Annotated in this window: 21 protein-coding genes and 1 pseudogene; 11 read left to right on the top strand and 11 right to left on the bottom strand. The window is 36.7% G+C overall.

The genetic code is table 11. The features are described 5' to 3' along the window. Positions 1-4 precede the first annotated feature (4 nt). Positions 5-1,306 (bottom strand): dihydroorotase, encoded by a 1,302-nt coding sequence (locus tag ACFIL3_RS02980; RefSeq protein ID WP_375638415.1) that lies wholly within the window; start codon positions 1,304-1,306, stop codon positions 5-7. Beyond that, on the bottom strand, positions 1,303-2,268 hold the full coding sequence (locus tag ACFIL3_RS02975) for an aspartate carbamoyltransferase catalytic subunit (protein WP_375638414.1): 966 nt from the start codon (positions 2,266-2,268) through the stop codon (positions 1,303-1,305). The genes ACFIL3_RS02980 and ACFIL3_RS02975 overlap by 4 nt, the downstream gene beginning before the upstream one ends. A 125-nt stretch (positions 2,269-2,393) precedes the next feature. Here ACFIL3_RS02975 and ACFIL3_RS02970 point away from each other — a divergent pair, with 125 nt between their 5' ends. Beyond that, the gene (locus ACFIL3_RS02970) at positions 2,394-4,013 is read left to right on the top strand and encodes an acyl-CoA dehydrogenase family protein (protein WP_375638413.1); all 1,620 of its coding nucleotides are present in this window, start codon (positions 2,394-2,396) and stop codon (positions 4,011-4,013) included. On the opposite strand, the gene ruvX is transcribed toward ACFIL3_RS02970, so the two are convergent. Next, a complete protein-coding gene (gene ruvX, locus ACFIL3_RS02965; RefSeq protein WP_375681824.1) occupies positions 3,998-4,477 on the bottom strand; it encodes a Holliday junction resolvase RuvX in 480 nt (159 codons plus the stop codon). The two genes, ACFIL3_RS02970 and ruvX, sit on opposite strands and share 16 nt — an antisense overlap. A gap of 148 nt (positions 4,478-4,625) precedes the next feature. Between ruvX and gatC the strand changes: the two genes are divergently transcribed. Both gatC and gatA read left to right on the top strand, forming a co-directional pair. Further along, complete coding sequence (gatC, locus tag ACFIL3_RS02960) at positions 4,626-4,913, top strand: Asp-tRNA(Asn)/Glu-tRNA(Gln) amidotransferase subunit GatC (protein WP_375681823.1); 288 nt, start codon at positions 4,626-4,628, stop codon at positions 4,911-4,913. A 31-nt stretch (positions 4,914-4,944) separates the two neighbouring features. Beyond that, entirely contained in the window at positions 4,945-6,429 is a 1,485-nt protein-coding gene (gatA, locus tag ACFIL3_RS02955; protein WP_375611931.1) for an Asp-tRNA(Asn)/Glu-tRNA(Gln) amidotransferase subunit GatA, read from the top strand. 94 nt (positions 6,430-6,523) lie between these two features. Here the strand turns inward: gatA and ACFIL3_RS02950 are convergent, their stop codons facing one another. The 5 genes from ACFIL3_RS02950 to ACFIL3_RS02930 form a co-directional block, all read right to left on the bottom strand. After that, entirely contained in the window at positions 6,524-7,234 is a 711-nt protein-coding gene (locus ACFIL3_RS02950) for an ABC transporter ATP-binding protein (RefSeq protein ID WP_273791026.1), read from the bottom strand. After that, positions 7,221-8,003, bottom strand: a complete 783-nt coding sequence (locus ACFIL3_RS02945) for an ABC transporter ATP-binding protein (protein WP_375611930.1) — start codon at positions 8,001-8,003, stop codon at positions 7,221-7,223. Before ACFIL3_RS02945 ends, ACFIL3_RS02950 begins: the two co-directional genes overlap by 14 nt. Beyond that, on the bottom strand, positions 8,000-9,058 hold the full coding sequence (locus tag ACFIL3_RS02940; RefSeq protein WP_375611929.1) for a branched-chain amino acid ABC transporter permease: 1,059 nt from the start codon (positions 9,056-9,058) through the stop codon (positions 8,000-8,002). Before ACFIL3_RS02940 ends, ACFIL3_RS02945 begins: the two co-directional genes overlap by 4 nt. After that, positions 9,058-10,134 (bottom strand): branched-chain amino acid ABC transporter permease, encoded by a 1,077-nt coding sequence (locus ACFIL3_RS02935; RefSeq protein ID WP_375611928.1) that lies wholly within the window; start codon positions 10,132-10,134, stop codon positions 9,058-9,060. The genes ACFIL3_RS02940 and ACFIL3_RS02935 overlap by 1 nt, the downstream gene beginning before the upstream one ends. A 114-nt stretch (positions 10,135-10,248) precedes the next feature. Further along, the gene (locus ACFIL3_RS02930) at positions 10,249-11,382 is read right to left on the bottom strand and encodes an ABC transporter substrate-binding protein (RefSeq protein ID WP_273791030.1); all 1,134 of its coding nucleotides are present in this window, start codon (positions 11,380-11,382) and stop codon (positions 10,249-10,251) included. A 323-nt stretch (positions 11,383-11,705) separates the two neighbouring features. On the opposite strand from ACFIL3_RS02930, the gene ACFIL3_RS02925 reads away from it, so the two are divergent. The 4 genes from ACFIL3_RS02925 (at position 11,706) to ACFIL3_RS02910 (ending at position 14,648) form a co-directional block, all read left to right on the top strand. Then, positions 11,706-12,281, top strand: a complete 576-nt coding sequence (locus tag ACFIL3_RS02925; protein ID WP_273791031.1) for a cold-shock protein — start codon at positions 11,706-11,708, stop codon at positions 12,279-12,281. Between the two features lie 251 nt (positions 12,282-12,532). Continuing rightward, a complete protein-coding gene (locus ACFIL3_RS02920) occupies positions 12,533-13,045 on the top strand; it encodes a DUF192 domain-containing protein (protein ID WP_375628133.1) in 513 nt (170 codons plus the stop codon). Beyond that, positions 13,042-13,815, top strand: coding sequence for an alpha/beta fold hydrolase (locus ACFIL3_RS02915; RefSeq protein WP_375613418.1), 774 nt, complete (start codon positions 13,042-13,044; stop codon positions 13,813-13,815). Before ACFIL3_RS02920 ends, ACFIL3_RS02915 begins: the two co-directional genes overlap by 4 nt. Before the next feature lie 620 nt (positions 13,816-14,435). Further along, complete coding sequence (locus tag ACFIL3_RS02910; protein WP_375611925.1) at positions 14,436-14,648, top strand: DUF3126 family protein; 213 nt, start codon at positions 14,436-14,438, stop codon at positions 14,646-14,648. Between the two features lie 44 nt (positions 14,649-14,692). Here the strand turns inward: ACFIL3_RS02910 and radC are convergent, their stop codons facing one another. Genes radC through sfsA form a run of 3 tightly spaced genes read right to left on the bottom strand, consistent with a single transcriptional unit; the run spans position 14,693 to position 17,044 of the window. Next, on the bottom strand, positions 14,693-15,487 hold the full coding sequence (gene radC, locus ACFIL3_RS02905; protein WP_375611924.1) for a DNA repair protein RadC: 795 nt from the start codon (positions 15,485-15,487) through the stop codon (positions 14,693-14,695). Positions 15,488-15,504: 17 nt separating this feature from the next. Further along, positions 15,505-16,335: a type I methionyl aminopeptidase gene (map, locus tag ACFIL3_RS02900; RefSeq protein ID WP_375611923.1), complete on the bottom strand. Its 831-nt coding sequence runs from the start codon at positions 16,333-16,335 to the stop codon at positions 15,505-15,507. Beyond that, a complete protein-coding gene (sfsA, locus tag ACFIL3_RS02895; protein ID WP_375611922.1) occupies positions 16,328-17,044 on the bottom strand; it encodes a DNA/RNA nuclease SfsA in 717 nt (238 codons plus the stop codon). The genes map and sfsA overlap by 8 nt, the downstream gene beginning before the upstream one ends. A 303-nt stretch (positions 17,045-17,347) precedes the next feature. Between sfsA and ACFIL3_RS02890 the strand changes: the two are divergent. The 4 genes and pseudogenes from ACFIL3_RS02890 to ttcA all read left to right on the top strand — a co-directional run bounded on the left by ACFIL3_RS02890 (position 17,348) and on the right by ttcA (position 20,936). Beyond that, positions 17,348-18,185 (top strand): annotated as a pseudogene (locus tag ACFIL3_RS02890) (RNA methyltransferase). Further along, positions 18,178-19,005: a glutamate racemase gene (gene murI / locus ACFIL3_RS02885; RefSeq protein ID WP_375611921.1), complete on the top strand. Its 828-nt coding sequence runs from the start codon at positions 18,178-18,180 to the stop codon at positions 19,003-19,005. The pseudogene ACFIL3_RS02890 and the gene murI overlap by 8 nt, the downstream one beginning before the upstream one ends. Before the next feature lie 170 nt (positions 19,006-19,175). Next, positions 19,176-19,793 (top strand): 30S ribosomal protein S4, encoded by a 618-nt coding sequence (gene rpsD, locus ACFIL3_RS02880; protein ID WP_273722651.1) that lies wholly within the window; start codon positions 19,176-19,178, stop codon positions 19,791-19,793. A 267-nt stretch (positions 19,794-20,060) separates the two neighbouring features. Continuing rightward, complete coding sequence (gene ttcA, locus ACFIL3_RS02875) at positions 20,061-20,936, top strand: tRNA 2-thiocytidine(32) synthetase TtcA (RefSeq protein ID WP_375628128.1); 876 nt, start codon at positions 20,061-20,063, stop codon at positions 20,934-20,936. Positions 20,937-21,461: the final 525 nt, after the last annotated feature.

The following is a 21,461-nucleotide window of genomic DNA, read 5'->3' as shown; positions in this document are numbered from 1 at the left end:
CTCATTAAGTTTGTTGATCAAGTTTAAAAACGTTTTTCCCTTTCACAAAAGTCTGGATCACGCGTCCTTGAAAACGTGCATTCTCAAAAGGGGTATTTTTTGAACGTGAATAGAGCTTCTCTTTCGAAACAACCCATGGTTCTTCAAGATCAACCACAATAAGGTCTGCATGAGCCCCTTTTTTGAGTGTTCCTGCATTGAGTCCAAAGAGCTTTGCAGGCGCCGTTGACAAAAGTTCCGTTATCCGTAGAAGAGATAGGCTCTCATTATGATAAAGACGTAAGGCTGCGCTCAATAAGGTCTCCATACCAATAGCGCCAATTGCCGCGTCATTAAATGGTAAATGTTTTGTGTCGATACTCTGAGGATCATGAGAAGAGACAATAACATCTATAATCCCATCCTTTATTGCTTCAATCATTGCTACACGGTCTTCTTCTGTACGCAATGGGGGCATTAAGCGAAAAGAAGTGCGATATTGTCCAATGTCATTTTCATTGAAAGATAAATGATTAATAGATACACCCGCTGAAATTTTCTCACTGCGTTTTTTACCTAAACGAAGTGCATCAGCAGAGAGTGCTGTCGATATTTGAGCGGCATGATAGCGTGTTTGCGTTAATGCTGCTAAACGTAGATCTCTTTCAAGTGGGATAACTTCTGCTTCGCGAGGGATGCCAGAAAGACCAAGCCAACTGGCAAGCAGTCCTTCATTCATCACACCTTGCCCTGTAAGATCTTTATCTTGCGTTTCATGCATCAATGGAACATCAAAATCGCGTGCATAAGTCATTGCACGCCGCATAACAGATGAATTTTGAAGTGTTTTTTTTCCTTCACTAAAGGCAACGGCTCCAGCATCTTTGAGCAAACCAAATTCGGTTATTTCTTGTCCGTTGAAACCTTGTGTGATTGAAGCAACGGGATAAATATTGACCAATGAGATTTCCTGTGCTGTATGCGTAATAAATTTAACGAGTGCTACATTATCAATAACTGGATGCGTGTTTGGCATCATAAGAAAGGAAGTAATACCACCTGCTGCGGCCGCGTAACTTGCTGATGTAATTGTTTCACAATGTTCATTCCCTAATTCTTCAACAAAAACGCGCGCATCAACAAGTCCAGGGAGAATTGCTTTGTTTTGTGCGTTAATAACTTCTGCTTCTTCAGGGAATCCCTGATTCAGAGCTTCTTTTCCAGCGGCTATAATTCGTCCATTTTCAACAATAACTGTACCAATTTCATCGATTGCGCGCGAAGGATCAATAATACGAGCATTTTGAAAAACAACTGGTTTTATCATTTTTTTTCTCCACTGATCTTTGCGCGTGAATCTAATAGAGCCTCCATGACAGCCATACGCACTGCAATTCCCATTTCTACTTGCGTATGAATCATACTTTGTGGTCCATCTGCTATATCGGATGCAATCTCTACACCACGGTTTATTGGACCAGGGTGCAGAATAATAGAATCATTTTTGGCATAGGCTAAATTTTCTTTATGTAAGCCAAAATAATGGAAATATTCACGCGTAGAAGGAATAAAAGAGCCTGTCATCCGTTCATGCTGTAAGCGCAACATCATGATAACGTCAGCATTTTTAAGACCTTCTTTCATCGTGTTAAAAACCTCAACACTCATATGAGCGATTTCTGCGGGTAAGAGTGTTGAGGGAGCAACAGCACGAACACGAGCACCCAAAGCATTGAGACACAGGATATTGGAACGGGCAACACGTGAGTGTAAGATATCTCCGCAAATCGCAACAGTTAATCCTTCAATACGACCTTTTGCCCTTTTAATGGTTAGAGCATCTAATAAAGCTTGGGTTGGATGTTCATGAGCACCATCACCTGCATTAATAACACAACAATCAACTTTTTGCGCTAATAAAGCTGCCGCTCCTGCACTGTTATGGCGAAAAACCAGTATATCTGGCTTCATCGCATTGAGAGTTGTAGCAGTATCAAGTAATGTTTCTCCCTTTTTTACAGATGAGTTGCCGATCGCAAGACTCATCACGTGTGCACCTAGCCTTTTACCCGCTAATTCAAAAGAAGATTGTGTTCGCGTAGAGGCTTCAAAAAAGAGATTAATTTGAGTCCGTCCATGCAAAGTAGATTTTATTTTATCAATTTTGTTAGAAAGGATAATATTTGCTTCTGCACGATCAAGCAATGTATTAAGATCTTGTACACTCAGATCTTTAATAGCTAAAAGATGTTGATGAGGGAAAAGTGGGAAAAAATTATCTTGCATCATAGCATTCTTCTTTATCTCTCTCTAAACAGGTTAAACAAGCATTTGTTTGAATATGATAAATGTTTCTTAACTCTAAAAAGACAAATAGTCTATGATATGAATGATTTGAATGTAGGAATATACCTATGAGTGCTGTATCTGCGCAAAATACTCGTCGAAAAAATACATTTCTTAGCGATACGCTTATGTTTCGTATTGCTTCTACTTTGCCTAAGTTTTTGTTAGCAAGTTTTGAAGAAATAGGGGATTTTGCCGCGAGTCGAGAAGCATGGAAACTTTCTTGCTTAGCGAATCATTATAAGCCTTTACTATGCTATAATGATGAATGGGGGCAACCAACAGAAAGATTAGAGATCCATTCTTCCTATCAAGCTCTTCAACAATATTCTAGACAAGCAGGTTTGGTTACCTCGCTTTGGGAAAATACGAGCTCAGAAAATGGAGTACGCTATCAAGCGCGTGCGATTCGTTTAGCTTTATCTGCTGGTTTAGAAACAGGACATTTGAATGAAGTTATCATAACGAGTGCAGCTATTGCTGTTTTAATTAGTGATATTGAGCTCTTCAAAAAATGGCAAAATGTACTTTTATCACGCCAATATGATTCCTCATCAAAGCCTATTCATCATAAAAAGGCTGCTTCTCTAACTTGTGCATTTGACGATATTGAAAAATACGCTTTCAATTTTCCAAGTGTTAAGAAAATTTCTTTCGATGAAAGTATGGAACGTGATCTATATCGTTTAAATGTTGTAAAAACCAACGTTATTAATCCTACCGCTGACGGATATCTTGTTAGTGCAGATTTAGATGGTCATTTAAGTTGTTTTTTTATTCCACGCATACAAGAAAATGGTGCATTAAATGGATCTATATCGATTCGTCATTTAATTCAGCGTTCTGGAGAACTATTAACACCAGAGGGGGTTGTCGACTTCCAAGGCAGTTATGGCTGGCTTTTGGGAAATGCTGGAGAAGGGCTTAAAGTTATTAAAGATATCGAGACGATGATGCGTTTCGATCAATCTGTCATGTCGGCAGGTGTTTTACGAGCTGCTCTTCAATTTGGTATGGATTTTTTCCGGAAAAAAATGCCCAATCAGCCTTTACCTCCACTGACAGAACGTATTTTTGCAGATATTGCATTAGATATAGCTGCCTCACAAGCATTGGTTTTGCGTTTAGCAAGAGCATTTGACAATGCAGCAAATGACCGTTCTGAAGCAGCTTTTGCCCGCATTATGACACCTATTATTGCTTATCATGTAAGTCAATTGGTTGTGCCTATTATTGGTGAAATTATTGCACAACTTGGTATTGAAAGTTTTATAGAGAATAATCCATTATCACAAATGTTGCATAATGGGCCTGCGCGAATTGTGAGAAATAGTTCTGCTAATCAATTGGTAAAGGATGCAATTCTTATTGCTGAAAAAGCACCGGGATTGTTTCAGAAATTGTTGGAAAAAATTGCTCTTGATATTGGACCAGCGGGACCCCGAGCAATTGAAATTATTAAGTCAGCAGGTGATATGGCATCAGCAAATGAAGGTGCAGGAAGATTTTTTGTTGAACAAGTAGCTTATGCAGCAGCAGCAGCAGCATTACGTTCTACAGACATAGAACATGTTGCGAATGCCTATATGGAAAGCCGCCTTGGGGGACAATGGAGATCTTCTTACGGGATGCTCATTGCACGATATAATGCAGGGCATTTGCTCAATGTCCTCTATCCTTCCATATGATGAAAGTTTTGAATTCTATTGAGAGCACCTTGCAATATAAAAGCGGCGGCTGCCGAATCAATACGGCTTGCTCTTTTAGCGCGCGATACATTCATTTCTAAAAGAGACCGTTCCGCAGCAATTGTTGATAAACGTTCGTCCCAAAAAACAAATGGAATTTTTGTATAAGCTTTCATATTGCTCACAAAAGCTCTGGTTGCTTGAACACGAGAGCCACTGCTGCCATTCATGTTAAGAGGTAAGCCAATGATAATAACGCCTACATTTTCACGGTCAAAAATTTTAATAAGTGTGTAAACATCTTCTGTAAATTTTTTTCGCTGTAGTACAGGACGCGGATTTGAGACAGTCAGCCCCATATCAGAAATCGCAATTCCGATAGTTTTTGTCCCTAAATCTAAGCCTGCTATTGTTTGTCTAGGCAAAAGATGTTTTATAACTTCATCTATATTAATAACAGTCATAAAGGTATAATACGTTTTTTAATGTTTCAGATCTATAGTTATATTCTTTATTCATGTTATCTAATATTCTTGCACTTACAAGTGCAGCCTTGTATAGCCAGAATAAAGATCAAATAAATAAACAAAAAAGCAGAAAGGCGTAAAGAGTATGTCTGTTGATCAAGAGACAGTCAAGCGGATAGCACATTTAGCAAGGATTGCCCTCCACGATAATGAGATAGAACCTGTGACAAAAAAATTCAATGCTATTTTAGGTTTTGTAGAGCAATTGAATGAAGTTGATGTCAGTGGAGTTGAGCCATTAACATCTGTGATGCCGATGACTCTACGAATGCGTGAAGATAGTGTTACAGATGGTGATAAAGCAGCAGATATTGTAGCCAATGCCCCTGTTACAGAAGAAAATTTTTTTCTTGTCTCAAAAATTGTTGAGTAACTTTTTGTATTTTTGAAATTTGAGAACCAATATGACTGATTTAACAACTCTCACAATTGCGCAAGCTCGTGATGCTCTAACAAAGAAAAATCTCAAAGCAACAGAATTAACGGAAGCTTATTTACAAGCAATAGAGTTGGCGAATCCAACTTTGAATGCTTATGTAACAATAACAGCAGAACAGGCAATGAAAATGGCTGCTGAATCAGACAGTCGCTTAGCGAAAGGGCAGGGAGGGCTTTTGGAAGGAATTCCCTTGGGGATTAAAGATCTTTTTGCAACCTATGGTGTTCATACTCAAGCCTGTTCAAATATCCTTGATGGTTTTAAACCGCACTATGAATCAACTGTCACGGCTAATTTATGGCAAGATGGTGCTGTGATGTTAGGAAAACTTAATATGGATGAGTTTGCTATGGGCTCATCCAACGAAACATCATATTATGGTCCCGTTATTAGTCCATGGAGAAAAAAAGGCTCAAATGAAAAACTCGTACCCGGTGGTTCTTCGGGGGGATCCGCAGCCGCTGTTGCTGCACAAATTTGTGCTGGTGCAACTGCAACCGATACAGGTGGCTCAATACGTCAACCAGCAGCTTTTACTGGAACTGTAGGAATAAAGCCAACTTATGGACGTTGTTCGCGATGGGGCGTTGTCGCGTTTGCTTCATCTCTTGATCAAGCTGGACCTGTTGCTAGAGATGTTCGTGATTGTGCTATCTTACTCAGATCAATGGCCTCTTTTGATGAAAAAGATTCTACTTCCGTCAATTTACCAGTTCCTGATTATGAAAGTTATCTTGGTCAATCAATCAAAGGAATGAAAATCGGTATTCCAAAAGAATATCATGTGGATGGAATGTCTCCAGAAATTATTGAGCTTTGGCAAAAAGGAATAAATTGGTTAAAAGAAGCAGGTGCTGAGATTAAAGATATTTCTTTGCCCCATACAAAATATGCTCTACCTTCTTATTACATTATAGCTCCTGCAGAAGCCTCTTCTAATTTAGCGCGTTATGATGGTGTGCGTTTTGGTTTGCGCATGCCTGGGAAAGACATCATTGAGATGTATGAAAATACGCGTTCTGTTGGTTTTGGTGATGAAGTCAAACGGCGCATTCTGGTTGGGACTTATGTTCTTTCATCAGGTTATTATGATGCCTGTTATTTAAGAGCTCAAAAAGTAAGAACACTCGTAAAACGTGATTTTGATCAATGTTTTGCTTCAGGCATTGATGCTATTTTGACACCAGCAACACCAACATCTGCTTTTGGTATTGCTGATGAAAAAATAAAAAATGATGCTGTAGCAATGTATCTTAATGATATTTTTACTGTACCAGTTAATATGGCTGGATTACCAGGAATTTCTGTTCCTGCTGGTCTGTCATCAAATGGTTTACCTCTAGGATTGCAATTGATTGGTAAACCTTTTTCTGAAGAAGTCATTTTTCAGATAGCGCACATTATTGAACAAGAAGCAGGAATATTCAGTGCAGAAAAATGGTGGATGTAATAGTCAAAATTCACAAAGGAGCATTTCTCATCCTTAATGAGAAATGCTTTTTTAAATGGTGGAGGGATGAGCTCTATTTCCTTAATTCGTAGTCTTACCCACCAAGATAGGCTTCTTTAACACGCGAATCAGAGAGCATAGTTTTTCCTTCACCGTGAAATAAAATATGTCCTACCTCTAAAATATAAGCATAGTCAGCTATGGAAAGTGCAGCAAATGCATTTTGTTCAATAAGAAGAACAGTTTTCCCCATATCATTAATTTTTCGAATAATCGAAAAAATTTCTCGAACGAGAAGTGGTGCTAACCCCAACGAGGGTTCATCTAATATGACCATATCAGGATTGCTCATGAGTGCACGGCCCACAGCAACCATCTGTTGTTCACCACCTGACATTGTTCCTCCCAACTGTTTTGCTCTTTCACGTAGGCGCGGAAAAAGGTCAAATATCCATTCAATATCACGGGAAATTCCCTGCTTATCGTGACGAATATAAGCGCCTAGATGAAGATTCTCTAAAACAGTGAGATGGGGCATGATACGTCGTCCTTCAGGGCTTAGAGCAATCCCTAATCGCAAAATCTCTTCTGGTGATTTTTTAATAATAGATTTGCCATTATAGGTAATTTCTCCATAAACAGAGCGATTAAGCCCTGTAATAGAACGTACAATACTGCTTTTTCCTGCACCATTGGCTCCAATTAAAGTGACAATACTGCCCCGCTTTATGGACATAGAAAGATTTTGGACAGCTTTAATGGCGCCATAATGAACGTAAAGATTTTTTATTTTAAGAATATCCATAAACATCTCCGCCAAGATAAGCTTCAATAACTTTAGGGTTATTACGAATTTCATCTGGTGTACCACTGGCAATGCAACAGCCATATTCCATAACCAAAATATGTTGGCAAAGCCCCATAACCACTTTCATATCGTGCTCAATAAGAAGAATTGTAAGATCAAAGTCTTTTTGCACTTTTGCTATGAATTTTCTAAGATCTTCACTTTCTTGTGGATTCATGCCAGCAACAGGTTCATCAAGAAGAAGCAATTTGGGCTTTGTGGCTAACGCACGTGCAATTTCTAGACGTCGTTGCACACCATAAGGTAAAGCTGTTGCCGATTGATTGGCAAGATGATCAAGTTGTAGCTGTTCAAGGAGCTCCAAGGAATTTTTATAAACTTCCTTCTTTTCTTTTATTGCTTTTGAAAAAAAGAGAGCTGAAGAAAACCAAGGATATTTTTGTCGAACATGCGCTCCTACCATAACATTCTGCAAAACCGTTAACCCTGAGAAAAGACGAATATTTTGAAATGTTCTGGCAATATGGCTTCTACAGATAATATAAGGAGACGCTCCAGAAATTTTTTTCTCATCAAAAAGAATGATGCCGCTTGTAGGAGCATAAAATCCAGAAATCATATTGAAAACTGTTGTTTTTCCAGCACCATTGGGACCAATTAATCCAGTAATACTTCCTCGTTTAATTGCCATATTAACATTATTTACAGCAACTAATCCGCCAAAACGCATTACAATATTATTGAGTGAAAGGATATTGTCGTTCATAGCTTTCCCTCAGTATTAGAAAGCTTTTTGCGTGTCAAAAAGCTATAAATTCCATTCCATGAAAATTCTCGTTGTCCCATTAACCCTTTTCTCCAAAACAAGATAATTACCAGCAATAAAAGAGAAAAAACAACCATACGAAGCCCTGGGGTTTCTGGAATATGTATAAAACCTAAGTCAAATGGACTTTCAATGATACGAAGCCATTCAAGCATGACTGTAATAATAATGCTGCCAATAATGCTCCCTGTAATTGAACCGAGACCACCAGCAACAACAATCATTAAAATATTAAAAGTCAGAAGAAAATTAAACATTTTTGGATCAATGGTTGAAATAAGAGCCGCCATTAATGCGCCACCTATACCTGCAAAAAATGCTCCAACAGTAAAGGAAAAACTACGGTAGAAAAAAGCATTAATTCCCATAGTTTTCGCAGCTATTTCATCATCACGGATAGCACGTAATACGTTACCAGTATTGCTTTGCAGTAAGAGGACAATAAAGAGAACTGTAAATGCTAGCCAACCATAGTTCCACCATAATGTTGCATTTTGAGGTATTCCTTTGATTCCCAAAGAGCCATTTGTGAGCGATGTTGCGTTCGTAATGACAATGCGAATAATTTCCGCAAAACCTAATGTTGCAATTCCAAGATAATCGCCACCAAGACGCAATATTGGTAAAGCAATTAATAAACCTACAACAGCAGCACACAAACCACTTACGACAACAGCGATAAAAAAAGGTAACTGCAAATGATATAATGGTTCAGCAATAGGATCAAGAATCCACATCATTTCTTTTTGTTCAGGGGAAAGAAGTAAAATTGCGCAAACATAAGCACCAATAGCCATAAATCCAGCATGTCCAAGAGAAAACATACCTGTGAAACCGTAAATCAAATTAAGCGAAATTGCCAATATCGCATTAATAGCAATCAGATTGATGATACGAAGCGTATAGTCATTAAAATGGCTATCAGCATAAAATAAAAAACCTATGAGAACTAAAACACTTATACACGATAAAACAGTTGTCGCTGACTTTGCCATTAGATTTTCTCCTGATTTCTTTTACCCATTAATCCTGTGGGCAATATCAATAGAATCAGAATCAATAAAATGAAAGCGAAGGCATCTCGATATCCAGATAGCGCGGGGAAAAATGCGATAATCATAATTTCAATAAACCCTAATAACAATCCTCCCAACATTGCTCCTGGTATCGAACCAATACCTCCGATAACAGCAGCAATAAATGCTTTGAGACCAGGAAGAACACCCATATAAGGCTGAATTTGAGGATAACGTAAAGACCACATAATGCCTGCTATGGCGGCAAGAGCTGAGCCTATTCCAAATGTAAACGCAATAACTTTATTGACAGACACACCCATCAAACGTGTTGTTTCAATATCATGGGAGATTGCGCGCATAGCAAGACCCGGTTTTGTTTTATGGATAATCCATAATAGTAATAAAATAAGAATTAATGACACAAAGGGAACGATCAGAGACATGGGAGCAATTCTGATGATACCATCTGCTCCTGATCCTAGATGCCATAAAAATGGTGTTACAAGAAAGTCTGGCTGTTGTACACCTTTCGGAACACCACTAAAGAGTACAGTAGCAAGATTTTCAATAAAAAAAGAAACACCAATTGCACCGATAAGTGCCGAAATACGCGGAGCATGGCGTAGAGGTTTATAAGCAAATTGATCAACAGCAACACCCACAGCACTTGTAATAAAAATGGAAAAACAAAGAGCTAAAACCCAAATCGGTGTAAAGTCTTGCGGGGAAATTTTAAAATAATAAACAAATCCTAGCGCAAGAATTAAAAAAGCAGCAATCCAATAAATTGGAGGACGCCTTTTAAAGCCTATAAAGACCGAATAATAAACAAGAGCAGCAAGGAACAAAAGAAGAAAAGCTGCCCAAGCAGGCATAAAGCCAATTGTGGAAAAGAAAACAAAATATGCTCCCAGCATAAAGATATCACCGTGAGCAAAATTAATGAGTCTCAGTATACCGTAGACCATGGTGTAGCCAATAGCAATAAGCCCATAAAGAGATCCCAATGCCAGTGCATTAAAAAAGTACTGGATGAACATTTCAGTGCTCATCTCTCATCCTTCCACATTTGTTAATTTACATAGGACAATAAGAAATTTCTAAGTTTTTGGTTGAGAAAAAGATCCTCAACCAATTCTTGCATTTTAATAAGCACAACTTTTTAATTAAAAAGCAGGTTTAACTTCTTCTAAATAAACACGTTTTCCATCCTGTATTTTAATGATACCAATAGGAATTTTAGGATTATGATTTTCATCCATTGACATATCCCCAAAGGGGGTAGGAAAATCTTTTAATTGGCTAAGTGCGATAGTAATTTTTTCACGATCAGTGCTACCAGCATTTTCAATAGCCTTCATGAACATCATATAACTCGTGTATCCCAAAACAGAATTGATATTTGGCTCTTTGTCTGGGTAAGCTTTTTTCCATTCTTTTGTGAATTCTTGCGCAGCTACTGACATATTTGGCATATCCTCACTATAGGGAAGTGTCGTATGTAAGAAACCTTCTGCAGCTTTTCCTGCAATCGTAATGGTTTCTGGATTATCCATAGCATCTCCACCCATAATTTGAAATTTAGCCCCTAATTCTCGTGCTTGTTTCATGATGATAGCACCTTCAGAAAAGTAAGATGGAATGAATAAGATATCAGGTTTCTGGGCGATAATTTGCGTGAGAACAGCTGAAAAGTCCTGATCTCCAGAATTATAATTTAAATTTGAGATAACTTCACCACCTAATTTTTTGAAAGCACGCGTAAAATAACTTGCAAGACCAATAGCATAATCGCTTGAAATATCTTTAAGGATAGCAGCCTTTTTTGCGTGTAAAGTTTGGCTTACATAAGTTGCGATTCCTACTCCTTGATAGGAATCAATAAAGCAAGCACGAAAGTAATATTTTTTACCCTGTGTAACAAGGGGACTTGTTGAGGACGTTGCAATGGTTGGAGTCTTTGCCTTTTCAGATATTTCACCACCTGCTAACGAGAGCGAAGAACCATAGCTACCAATGATTCCACTCACTTTTTCACTTGCTGTTAAACGCATAACAGCATTAGCCGCTTCTACTTTATCAGACTTATTATCAATAATAACAAGTTCTACTTTACGTCCTAAAATTTCTGGAACTTTTTTATGGGCTAATTCTATACCTCTAATTTCAAGCTGACCTCCAAATGCATTTTGACCACTTAATGGAAGATAAACACCAATCTTAATAGGTTCACTCGCATAAACATTTGCTGTAAATGCCATAAATGCTGCGATTATCGTAAGGATTTTCTTCAATTGCATTGCGCATTTTCCTTAATTGAATTGTCGTTTTTTCACCTTATATTGAACTTCTTCATCATGCAAGTTACACATTAATCAAAATATCATTATGTAAAAAAACTTTTATATGATCTCTTTTGTAGGGCACTTCTTGTAAGGTATGTAAAGTGTACAATCAAATAGTTTTATAAATATTCACGTTGATATTCTCTGACATTAACATAGAAGATACGACAATGTGGGGAAATCTTATCTTGGGGCTTGCGTGTTGATACAAGAGCAATGTTTACTTAAACCTAGAGAATCAATATCGTACAATTTATAAGCTACAGGATCACGTTATTATGACGAGTAAGGATGCATTAAAGGATTGTTCCCCATCTGAGGATAGTATAGGTGCTTGTGGGGAGATTATCGAAATCAGTGGTGTCATTAAGTGGTTTGATGGTAGTAAGGGGTATGGATTTATTGTACCTGATTTACCTCATTTCCCCGATATATTATTGCATGTTACAGTAATGCGAAGGGATGGTTTTCAAACAGCTTTGGAGGGAGCTAAAGTCATTTGTGCTGTGGAAAAAACTGAACGAGGATTAAAGTGCGTTCAGGTGAAATCCATAGATTGTTCTTCAGCAATCCATCCATCAGAAGTTCCAGCCCGTACCCATGTTGTTGTTACTCCAGAAAGTGGACTAGAACGAGCAATTGTTAAATGGTTTAATCGTGACAAAGGATACGGTTTTCTTAGCCGTGGGCAAGGAACGGAAGATATTTTTATTCATATGGAAACATTGCGCCGTTTTGGTTTAGCAGAGCTTCGTTCGGGTCAAGTTGTTCTTGTACGTTTTGGTAAAGGAGAAAAAGGTTTAATGACAGCAGAGATTTATCCGGATATAGGCATTCCTTTAGCTACGCATTAAATTTCACGAGTGAAATCAGTGTGTTTTCTATATTTTTAAAGGTGATTGTTTCATAAATTGCTATAGAAGTAGATTTTTAAAGAAAATATAGCTCTCGTGAATCCATAAACCAAATGAAGAAAATTGTGCATATTACGTTGAAAGAAACTAGAAAATAACAAGGAAGCAATTCTCTTGTTTTTTGACTTTTAAACTCTGGTACTTTTTATTTTATAAACAAAATTTAAAATTTTTCTCTGGTGGAGACAAGAATGTTAAAGCCTTTTAAAAAGGAGTATATTGTTTTATTGGTGATGCTTTTTATGTTAGATATGCGTGTTGTTGTAGCAAAGGAGCCCATAGAGATTCCTGTGCATCCGATTCCTTTAGAAATACATACAAAGCAAGGTCCGGTTTTTTATAAGGTAGAGATTGCTTTTACGCCATCTCAAGCAGCAGCTGGTTTAATGTATCGAACTGATTTTCCACGCGATCGTGCAATGCTCTTTAAGCAGCTAAAAAGTTATCCATCGGGAGATGAGCAGAAAATTTTTATGTGGATGGCAAATACGCCTTTACCTTTAGATATGATTTTCTTAAACTCTGAGGGAATTATTGTATCGATTATTGAAAATACTTCTCCATTTTCAACAAATACCATTTCATCAGAAGTTCCTGCAGCTTTTGCACTTGAAATTAATGCTGGTGAAGTTTCTGAAAAACAGATACAAAAAGGACAACGTGTTATTCATCCTGTACTTTGTGGAAAGTGCAATAAAAAATGACCGCTGAAGATATTCGTTTTTTTGAATATAATGGTTTGCGATTTGCTTATCGAGAAGAAGGACAAGGCGCTCCTGTTTTGTTGATCCATGGTTTTGGATCTTCTGCACGGGTGAATTGGTATGCAACAGGTTGGTTTCGTATTCTCACGGAAGCAGGATATCGTGTTATTGCTCTTGATAATCGCGGTCACGGAGATTCAGTTAAAAGTTATGATCCTATCTTTTATACACCTCAAGCTATGGCTGGCGACGCAGTAAAGTTACTGCAGCATTTAGAGTTATCTAAAGCCCATGTTATGGGATATTCTATGGGGGCTCGTATTAGTGCTTTCATGGCTCTTTTGCATCCAACATATGTACACAGTGTTATTTTTGGTGGTTTAGGTATTGGTATGGTGACGGGAGCAGGAAATTGGGAGCCCGTTGCTGAGGCCCTTTTAGCAGAAGATATTTCCACTATTACCAATACGCGCGGTTTAATGTTCCGTAAATTTGCAGATCAAACGAAAAGCGATAGGCGTGCTCTTGCTGCTTGTATCATTACATCAAAACAGGAGTTAACGGCGTCTGAAGTTTACAAAATCAAACAACCAGCACTTGTTGCCGTTGGTTCATTAGATGAAATTGGCGGTGATGCAGAGCCATTGGCAGCCTTGTTGCCTTGTGGTGAAGCTTTATCAATTCCTGATCGAGATCATATGCTTGCTGTAGGCGATAAAGTTTATAAAAAAGGCGTTATCGATTTTCTTTCTCGTTATCCTATAAAATAAGAACTCTTCATAGCTTTTAGAATTTACAGAAATACCCAATATTTTTATTTCGTATAAATTGAAAAAAGCTTATTAAAAAATCTTTCTGTTATGACGTAAGTTTTTATAAAAAATGAAAAGAAAAATAAACTCTTATTAGCTTATTTTGTATATTTTCCAGAGAGGTAATTCTTCTAAGATTAGATAATTATACTTTAAAGGTTATTAAAAAGAATTATTTTCGAATGATGTAATAAATATTTTTTGCTAAAAAATGTAGTTTTAAATAAAAAAATATTTTTATTTGTATTTTTTATAAAATAAACAAAATTATAAATTATTGATCAATTTATTCTTACGAATATGCATTTTAAATACAGATGCTAAAATTGGAGATAAAGTAAAATTATTAAAAATATACAGTTTTTTTTTGCCATTTTTTAATCTATACGGGTATATTTAATAATGATAGACTCCTTTTGTAAACGTTCTTTATGAATGTATAAAGAACGTTGTGAATATATGTAATATTAAGTAAATATTCAGATTATGCTTTTTTACTGACTTTACAGAATCATAAGAGTGTCTTATTTGCACGACACGCAATTATTTTAATCGTTTCAAAAAAACAGGAGAGCATAGTGAATGCTGATGAAATAAAAAAACTTGATAATTATTTTAGAAATATATTCCAAAACTCAGCATTGCAAGTCAGAGCACGTCCTAAAAAGAGTGATTCTTGTGAGGTTTATATGGGAGATGAGTTTTTAGGCATTATCTATCGAGATGAAGATGAAGATGAGCTCTCCTATAATTTCTCAATGGCTATATTAGATATTGATTTAGAAAATTGATTCGTTATTCATAGTTGAATGAAGTCTTTTTTATCCCATAAGATTTATATAAGTTTTAACGCTTTAAAACTCGTATGGTTATTTCGTGCAATAATAAGATGGTCATGGATAATAATGCCTAATGCATTTGCTGCATCTTTTAATCTATATGTCATTGTTATATCTGCATTAGAGGGGGTGGAATCGCCAGAAGGGTGATTGTGGACTAAGATAAGTCCTGATGCGGATAACTCTAAAGCTCGAGAAATAACTTCACGAGGATAAACAGGGGTATGATCAATGGTTCCAGTTTGTTGCACCTCATCAGCAAGTAAGCCGTTTTTCTTATCAAGAAACAAAATACGAAACTGTTCACGTGTTTCGTGAGCCATAACAGCTTTACAATACGCTAACACTTTATCCCATGATGAAAAAATATCGCGCTTAAACAATTGCGCACGAGCAAGACGTCCAGCAACATCTGAAATAATTTTTAAATCAACTGCAGTGGCGGGACCACATCCTGGAATTTCTTGAAGTCGGTGAATATCCGCTCCCAACACATCAGCTAATGAACCAAAACGCGCTATCAAATTTTTAGCTATGGGTTTTGTGTTTGCACGGGGTATTGTGCGAAAAAGCAATAATTCAAGATATTCATAATCTTCAATTGCATTTCCTTTTGACTTTAAATAGCGCTTCCGAAGACGTTCACGATGGCCTTGATAATGTTTATGAAGCTGTGCGTTTTTCTGAGGCTCTTCACTTTTTCTTTCTGATACTGGGGTGAGTGGAGAACTCGATGTTAATGCAAAGTGATTACTTTGAGTATCTTCCTTTTGTTTTAATTTTTTAGCCATAACATCTCTACATTGCGTTAGGTATGGGAATTTGGAATATAAAAAATATTTTTAGGAGATTGTGTAAATATTTCATACCCTTCATTTGTAACACCAATTGTATGTTCATATTGTGCTGTCAGAGAGCGGTCACGGGTAACAGCAGTCCAACCGTCAGATAAAATCTTAACTTGTGGTTTACCAAGGTTAATCATAGGCTCAATTGTAAACATCATACCTTGTTTTAATTCAACTCCTTCTCCAGGATTTCCATAATGGAGAATATTGGGAGCATCATGAAAAAGCTGGCCGATACCATGTCCGCAAAAATCTCTCACAATTGAACAGCGTTCAGATTCTGCATACTGTTGAATGGCTGCCCCAATATCACCTGTCGTTGCTCCAGGCTTAACGACAGCGATTCCTTGCATAAGACTTTCATAGGTTATTTTTAGCAAGCGTTCTGCGGCACGCCTAATTTTTCCAACAGGATACATTCGGCTTGAATCCCCATGCCAACCATCAAGGATAAAGGTTACATCAACATTTACAATATCACCTTCTTGCAAAGGTCTTTTATTGGGAATGCCATGGCAGACAACGTGATTGATAGATGTACAGCATGAATGGCTGTATCCATGATAATTTAGATCAGCAGGAAGTGCTCCTCGCTTAGCTCCAAAAATAAATACAAAATCATCTATTTCTTGCGTAGTAACGCCCGGCTTAATAATATCTGTAAGCGCATCAAGGCATTCTGCAGCAATACGACCAACTTCACGCATTTTAGCAAAAGCATAATCATCGAAAATGCGGATTTTTCCATTAAATTTTAAAGGGATTTTATTATATTCGATATACTCAGTCATTGTTTCTTCTATTTTCTATTTTTACTCTCTGAATCGGAAAAATGCCTTCTACACTTACATGACACTTTACAGCATAACATTCTACTCCTGATTTTAATGCTAAATCAAACTTACGTCCATAGAGTGGATCAAGATCATGACAAATTGTAAAAGCTGAGCAATCTTCTCGTTGAATAATATAAAGCATAGCAGCTCGTTTTCCTTGTTGTACAACTCCTATGAGCTCATCAAGGTGACGTGCACCACGTTTTGTTTCGCTATCAGGAAATTCTGCTAATCCTTTCTGACGAATAAAATGAACATTTTTGACTTCTAGGTAACAATCAGGAAGAATGTCATCACGTAAAAGAAAGTCAATTCGTGATTGTGTCCCATAGCGTTGTTCTTTTAAAATTGTTTTATATCCATTTAATTCTGGTAGTAATCCGTTTTGAATTGCTTCTAACGCAAGTTTATTGGGTAAAGAAGTATTAATACCAACCAAAGTATTATCGGCTTCAATAATTTCTAATTGATAGGCATATTTTCGTTTGATGTTGTTATGATAAGAAAGCCAAATATTGGTGTTGAAAGCTGTTAATCCAAGCATTGATCCTGTATTAGGTACAGACACGGTGAGGACATGCTGATCATCTTGTTGAACATCCGCAAGGAAACGTTTATAACGACGGATAAGCTTTGCAGGAAAAAGTTTGGGAATAAAGTGCATATCCCTTTTTTAGGATTTATGATTTCATAATTCAACTGAGATTATGATTTATAGGGGCTGTTCCCTATTAAAAAAGATAAAATTGATGTAAAAAACGCTACGATATCTTATATAAATTGTTATAAATTCCATCGTTCACTTTAATGGCTTTTAAAATTTATTATTAGGTTTAGAAACTATTATCTTTGAATGAAAAGATAGATTATCTATAAGTTATTATTAAACAGCATTAGAGTATTGTGAAAAAGGTTTCGTAAAAAATAGTGGAGAGGGAGATAGTTTAAGTGAAACTAGGTAAAATTGATGGCAGGAACGAATAGGAATCGTGAAAATTTAACAAATGGTCCCATTATTATTTTAGTTGAACCGCAGCTTCCTGAAAACATTGGTATGGTCGCAAGGGCAATGGCAAATTTTGGGCTTTCTAAGCTTCGATTAGTCAATCCTCGAGAGATGTTTCCAAATGAAAAAGCTAGAGCTGCTGCGAGTAAAGCTGATCATGTCATTAACAATGCTGTGATTTTTAACACATTGCGTGATTCAATTGCAGATTTACACTATGTTTTTGCCACAACAGCACGTGAAAGATGTGGATTTAAAACTGTAAAAAGTGCTGTCGAAGCAGCAAGCGTATTACGTCAGCGTGAAAGTATCGGACATAAGACTGGGATTGTCTTTGGAAGAGAGAGATGGGGACTAGAAAATGATGAAATCAGCCTTGTTGATGAAATTATTACTTTTCCAGTTAATCCTGCTTTTGCGTCACTTAATATTGCGCAAGCGGTTCTTTTAATGTCTTACGAATGGATGAAAGCTGGTTTAGAGAATGTCAGCGATACGGCATTTCGTGCAGCAGAGATGGAACCTGCAAATAAAACAATATTCCATGGTTTTTTATCTCAGTTAGAAGAGGCTTTGAATATCCGTGGGTATTTTAGACCACCAGAACGTAAAGAAGTAATGCTTGCAAATTTGCGCTCTGTTTTTACGCGCGCTAACTTTAGTGAACCTGAGGTTCGTTTATTGCGAGGCATTATATCTTCTTTGGATCATTTTTCGCCACAATATCCACGGGGGAGTAGAGCACCGGAAGAGCGTGATCGTAAAAAAATTAAAAATAAGTGTGAAAACTAATGGATGAACGACCTGTTCTTTTTTTTGATAGCGGTATTGGTGGTTTAACAGTGTTCAGGGAAGCGCGTATTCTTATCCCCGACATGCAATTTATCTATGTTGCTGATGATGCAGGATTTCCTTATGGAAATTGGAAAGAAAATATTTTGAAAGAGCGTATTTTGAAGATTTTTACAAATCTTTTAACACGTTACAATCCAGCTTTATGTGTGATTGCTTGCAACACTGTTTCTACACTGATGATAGCAGATTTACGACAGAATTTTCCTCATGTCCCTTTTGTAGGAACGGTTCCTGCAATTAAATCAGCTGCGGAACAAACAAAATCTGGTTTTATTTCCGTATTAGCGACTCCTGGAACAGTTAAACGTGCTTATACAAATGAATTAATTAACTCTTTTGCTGGACAGTGTCATGTTCAGCTTGTGGGAAGTAAAAAGCTGGCTGGACTTGCTGAAGATTATTTACGGGGAAAATCTATCGATTCAGAAGAGTTAAGAAAAGAAATCTTGCCATGTTTTGTGGAAAAAAATGGACAATATACGGATGTTATTGTTTTAGCCTGCACACATTATCCTTTTTTGATTAATTTCTTTCGTGAACATGCTTTATGGTCCGTTGAGTGGATTGATCCGGCGAAAGCGATCGCCAAACATATCAGATCTTTATTACCATTGTCGGGAAAGATACACCATCAATATATAAAGAAATATCAAGATTTTGCGTTGTTGACATCAAAAAATATCACTTCTTTAACGGAGAATTTGTTTAAAGGATTTGGCTTAAAACTCATGAAAGGAGTTGACTTTGGGTTACGAGACCAATAATGATGATCTAGCTATTTTTTCAAGAAAATAGCATTAATTGACGTGTCCCGTGGATAACTTTGCATATTGATATGTTAAGGTATTCTGTCAGTCTTTAGTATTTAAAGGCAGAGGAGGGCGCGTTTCCTTGGGGTCTTAAGATCTCGTGTTTTATTTTATAAGGAAATGCGATGAGTAAACGCGAAACAACAAAGTATAAAATTGACCGTCGTATGGGAGAAAATATTTGGGGGCGTCCAAAATCTCCTGTCAATCGTCGTGATTATGGTCCAGGTCAGCATGGACAGCGTCGTAAAGGAAAACTTTCTGACTATGGGGTGCAGTTGCGCGCTAAACAGAAATTGAAAGGGTTTTATGGAGATATTTCAGAAAAACAATTTCATAAAACCTATGAAGAAGCTGCCCGTCGACGGGGCGATACTGGTGAAAATCTTATCGGTCTGTTAGAATCACGTTTGGATGCTGTTGTTTATCGTGCAAAATTCGTACCTACGATTTTTGCTTCTCGCCAATTTATCAATCACGGTCATGTTAATGTCAATGGGCGGCGCACAAACATTCAATCTTATCGTTGTAAACCCGGTGATGTTATTGAGGTTCGGGAAAAATCGAAACAACTTGTTTTAGTGTTAGAATCAGTGCAATTGGCAGAACGTGATGTCCCTGATTATATTGAAGCAGATCATAAACAGATGAAAGCAACCTTTACACGTATTCCTGCTTTTGCAGATGTTCCTTATGCTGTGCAAATGGAACCTAATCTGGTTGTTGAATTTTATTCTCGATAATTTTTCTGTAAGAGAAATTGTTTCTCTCTTCTATTATGATAACTTCAAAATATTGTGTTATTCTTACAATATTTGAAGTTAATAAGTTCTTTTTGTAAATGGTTCTATATTAAGTTTATTGCTATGTTTTATAGTCATAAATTTGTATAGTTCCATTTCTTTTTTGTGTATCTAATTTATAAATTCAAAAAACATAAATGTAAGCTTGCTTTAATATTTGTTTTTATCTTTGCAAAACGAGCCGTTTATTGTGCAGGATATGGTATTATGAATGATGTTTCAGTTGAATATCAGGCAATAGAAGAAAACAAAGGGAGAGATGATCCTTTAATAAGCGAAGCAGATAATTGTCATCCAATGTTTCGTGTTGCTCCTTCAAGCGTAGAATTTAATAAATTGCGCAAACGACTTTTACGTCATATGCGACAAGCTTTGGATGATTTTTCTATGCTCTCTACAGGGAAAAAATGGCTTGTTGCTTTATCGGGTGGAAAAGACTCTTATGGTTTATTAGCGCTTCTTTTAGACTTAAAGTGGCGAGGTCTTTTATCCGTTGAAATTCTAGCCTGTAATCTTGATCAAGGGCACCCAGGATTTCCTAAGCATATTCTTCCAGACTTTTTAAGTTCTTATAAAATTCCATATCGTATTGAATATCAGGATACTTATTCCATTGTTACAGATAAATTGGCAGAGTCGCAGACATATTGTTCACTTTGTTCTCGATTACGACGTGGTAATCTCTATCGTATTGCACGTGAAGAGGGATGTTCTGCATTAGTTTTAGGTCATCATCGTGATGATGTTTTAGAAACATTTTTTATGAATTTGTTTCACGGTGGCCGATTAGCTGCCATGCCTGGAAAACTTAAAAATGATGAAGGAGATCTTTTTGTATTACGTCCTCTTGTTTATGCTGCTGAGGAAGATATGGAAAAATTTTCTCAAGAAATGCAATTTCCAATTATTCCTTGTAATCTTTGCGGTAGTCAAGATGGATTACAACGTAATGCAATGAAAGAAATGCTGAAAAATATAGAAAGACAAATGCCAGGACGTAAAGATACGATGATTCGCGCTTTAACAAATGTACGCCCAAGTCATTTGCTTGATAAGAAATTCTTTGATTTTAAAACGTGTTAATAAAAATTAGATATTTTAAAAATAAGTTTAAAGAGTTTAAGATAAGATACTTATTTATAATGATAATTTATTTTTTTCATTTAAATATCGTCAGATTGTTTTGTTTCAAATTCTCTTATATTGCTTCCATAAAAAATATCCGTTTGCATATCACAAAGGAAATTCTTGTGTGCATAAAACACTCTTGAAAAAAGTTTCCTTTCACTAACCAATGACTGTCGCAATATCAAAAATAGGAAAATAGTACGATTGTCGATTTGCTCTTTTGTTAATTAAAAATGGTGTACCTTGTGGATTTTATTTTATTCTGTTGCGCCGCCGTCACCGTCATTTAAGGCATTAAATTAAGAGAATATATAACTGCTTGGTATTTTGGGAGTGTATAGCAAACACTCAGAGTAAGGATTGCTCGTAAATTCTCATGAAGTGAGTTACATGATCGGTTCTTGTTATGAAAAATCGCTTTTTTATAAACCAATGCTGATAGAAATCTTCATCATTGAGGACAGGGAAGGAGTTAAATTT

Source organism: Bartonella sp. CE47NXGY (assembly GCF_042195415.1).
GTDB lineage: Bacteria > Pseudomonadota > Alphaproteobacteria > Rhizobiales > Rhizobiaceae > Bartonella.
Note: the sequence above shows the minus strand (reverse complement) of the source record. Positions and strands in the feature narration are given on the sequence as shown.

What these genes read in the sequence shown, in the direction of transcription:
- ACFIL3_RS02980 (WP_375638415.1), bottom strand. Translation starts at nt 1,306, where the DNA reads ATGATAAAACCAGTTGTTTTTCAAAATGCTCGTATTATTGATCCTTCG.
- ACFIL3_RS02975 (WP_375638414.1), bottom strand. Translation starts at nt 2,268, where the DNA reads ATGATGCAAGATAATTTTTTCCCACTTTTCCCTCATCAACATCTTTTA.
- ACFIL3_RS02970 (WP_375638413.1), top strand. Translation starts at nt 2,394, where the DNA reads ATGAGTGCTGTATCTGCGCAAAATACTCGTCGAAAAAATACATTTCTT.
- ruvX (WP_375681824.1), bottom strand. Translation starts at nt 4,477, where the DNA reads ATGACTGTTATTAATATAGATGAAGTTATAAAACATCTTTTGCCTAGA.
- gatC (WP_375681823.1), top strand. Translation starts at nt 4,626, where the DNA reads ATGTCTGTTGATCAAGAGACAGTCAAGCGGATAGCACATTTAGCAAGG.
- gatA (WP_375611931.1), top strand. Translation starts at nt 4,945, where the DNA reads ATGACTGATTTAACAACTCTCACAATTGCGCAAGCTCGTGATGCTCTA.
- ACFIL3_RS02950 (WP_273791026.1), bottom strand. Translation starts at nt 7,234, where the DNA reads ATGGATATTCTTAAAATAAAAAATCTTTACGTTCATTATGGCGCCATT.
- ACFIL3_RS02945 (WP_375611930.1), bottom strand. Translation starts at nt 8,003, where the DNA reads ATGAACGACAATATCCTTTCACTCAATAATATTGTAATGCGTTTTGGC.
- ACFIL3_RS02940 (WP_375611929.1), bottom strand. Translation starts at nt 9,058, where the DNA reads ATGGCAAAGTCAGCGACAACTGTTTTATCGTGTATAAGTGTTTTAGTT.
- ACFIL3_RS02935 (WP_375611928.1), bottom strand. Translation starts at nt 10,134, where the DNA reads ATGAGCACTGAAATGTTCATCCAGTACTTTTTTAATGCACTGGCATTG.
- ACFIL3_RS02930 (WP_273791030.1), bottom strand. Translation starts at nt 11,382, where the DNA reads ATGCAATTGAAGAAAATCCTTACGATAATCGCAGCATTTATGGCATTT.
- ACFIL3_RS02925 (WP_273791031.1), top strand. Translation starts at nt 11,706, where the DNA reads ATGACGAGTAAGGATGCATTAAAGGATTGTTCCCCATCTGAGGATAGT.
- ACFIL3_RS02920 (WP_375628133.1), top strand. Translation starts at nt 12,533, where the DNA reads ATGTTAAAGCCTTTTAAAAAGGAGTATATTGTTTTATTGGTGATGCTT.
- ACFIL3_RS02915 (WP_375613418.1), top strand. Translation starts at nt 13,042, where the DNA reads ATGACCGCTGAAGATATTCGTTTTTTTGAATATAATGGTTTGCGATTT.
- radC (WP_375611924.1), bottom strand. Translation starts at nt 15,487, where the DNA reads ATGGCTAAAAAATTAAAACAAAAGGAAGATACTCAAAGTAATCACTTT.
- map (WP_375611923.1), bottom strand. Translation starts at nt 16,335, where the DNA reads ATGACTGAGTATATCGAATATAATAAAATCCCTTTAAAATTTAATGGA.
- sfsA (WP_375611922.1), bottom strand. Translation starts at nt 17,044, where the DNA reads ATGCACTTTATTCCCAAACTTTTTCCTGCAAAGCTTATCCGTCGTTAT.
- murI (WP_375611921.1), top strand. Translation starts at nt 18,178, where the DNA reads ATGGATGAACGACCTGTTCTTTTTTTTGATAGCGGTATTGGTGGTTTA.
- rpsD (WP_273722651.1), top strand. Translation starts at nt 19,176, where the DNA reads ATGAGTAAACGCGAAACAACAAAGTATAAAATTGACCGTCGTATGGGA.
- ttcA (WP_375628128.1), top strand. Translation starts at nt 20,061, where the DNA reads ATGAATGATGTTTCAGTTGAATATCAGGCAATAGAAGAAAACAAAGGG.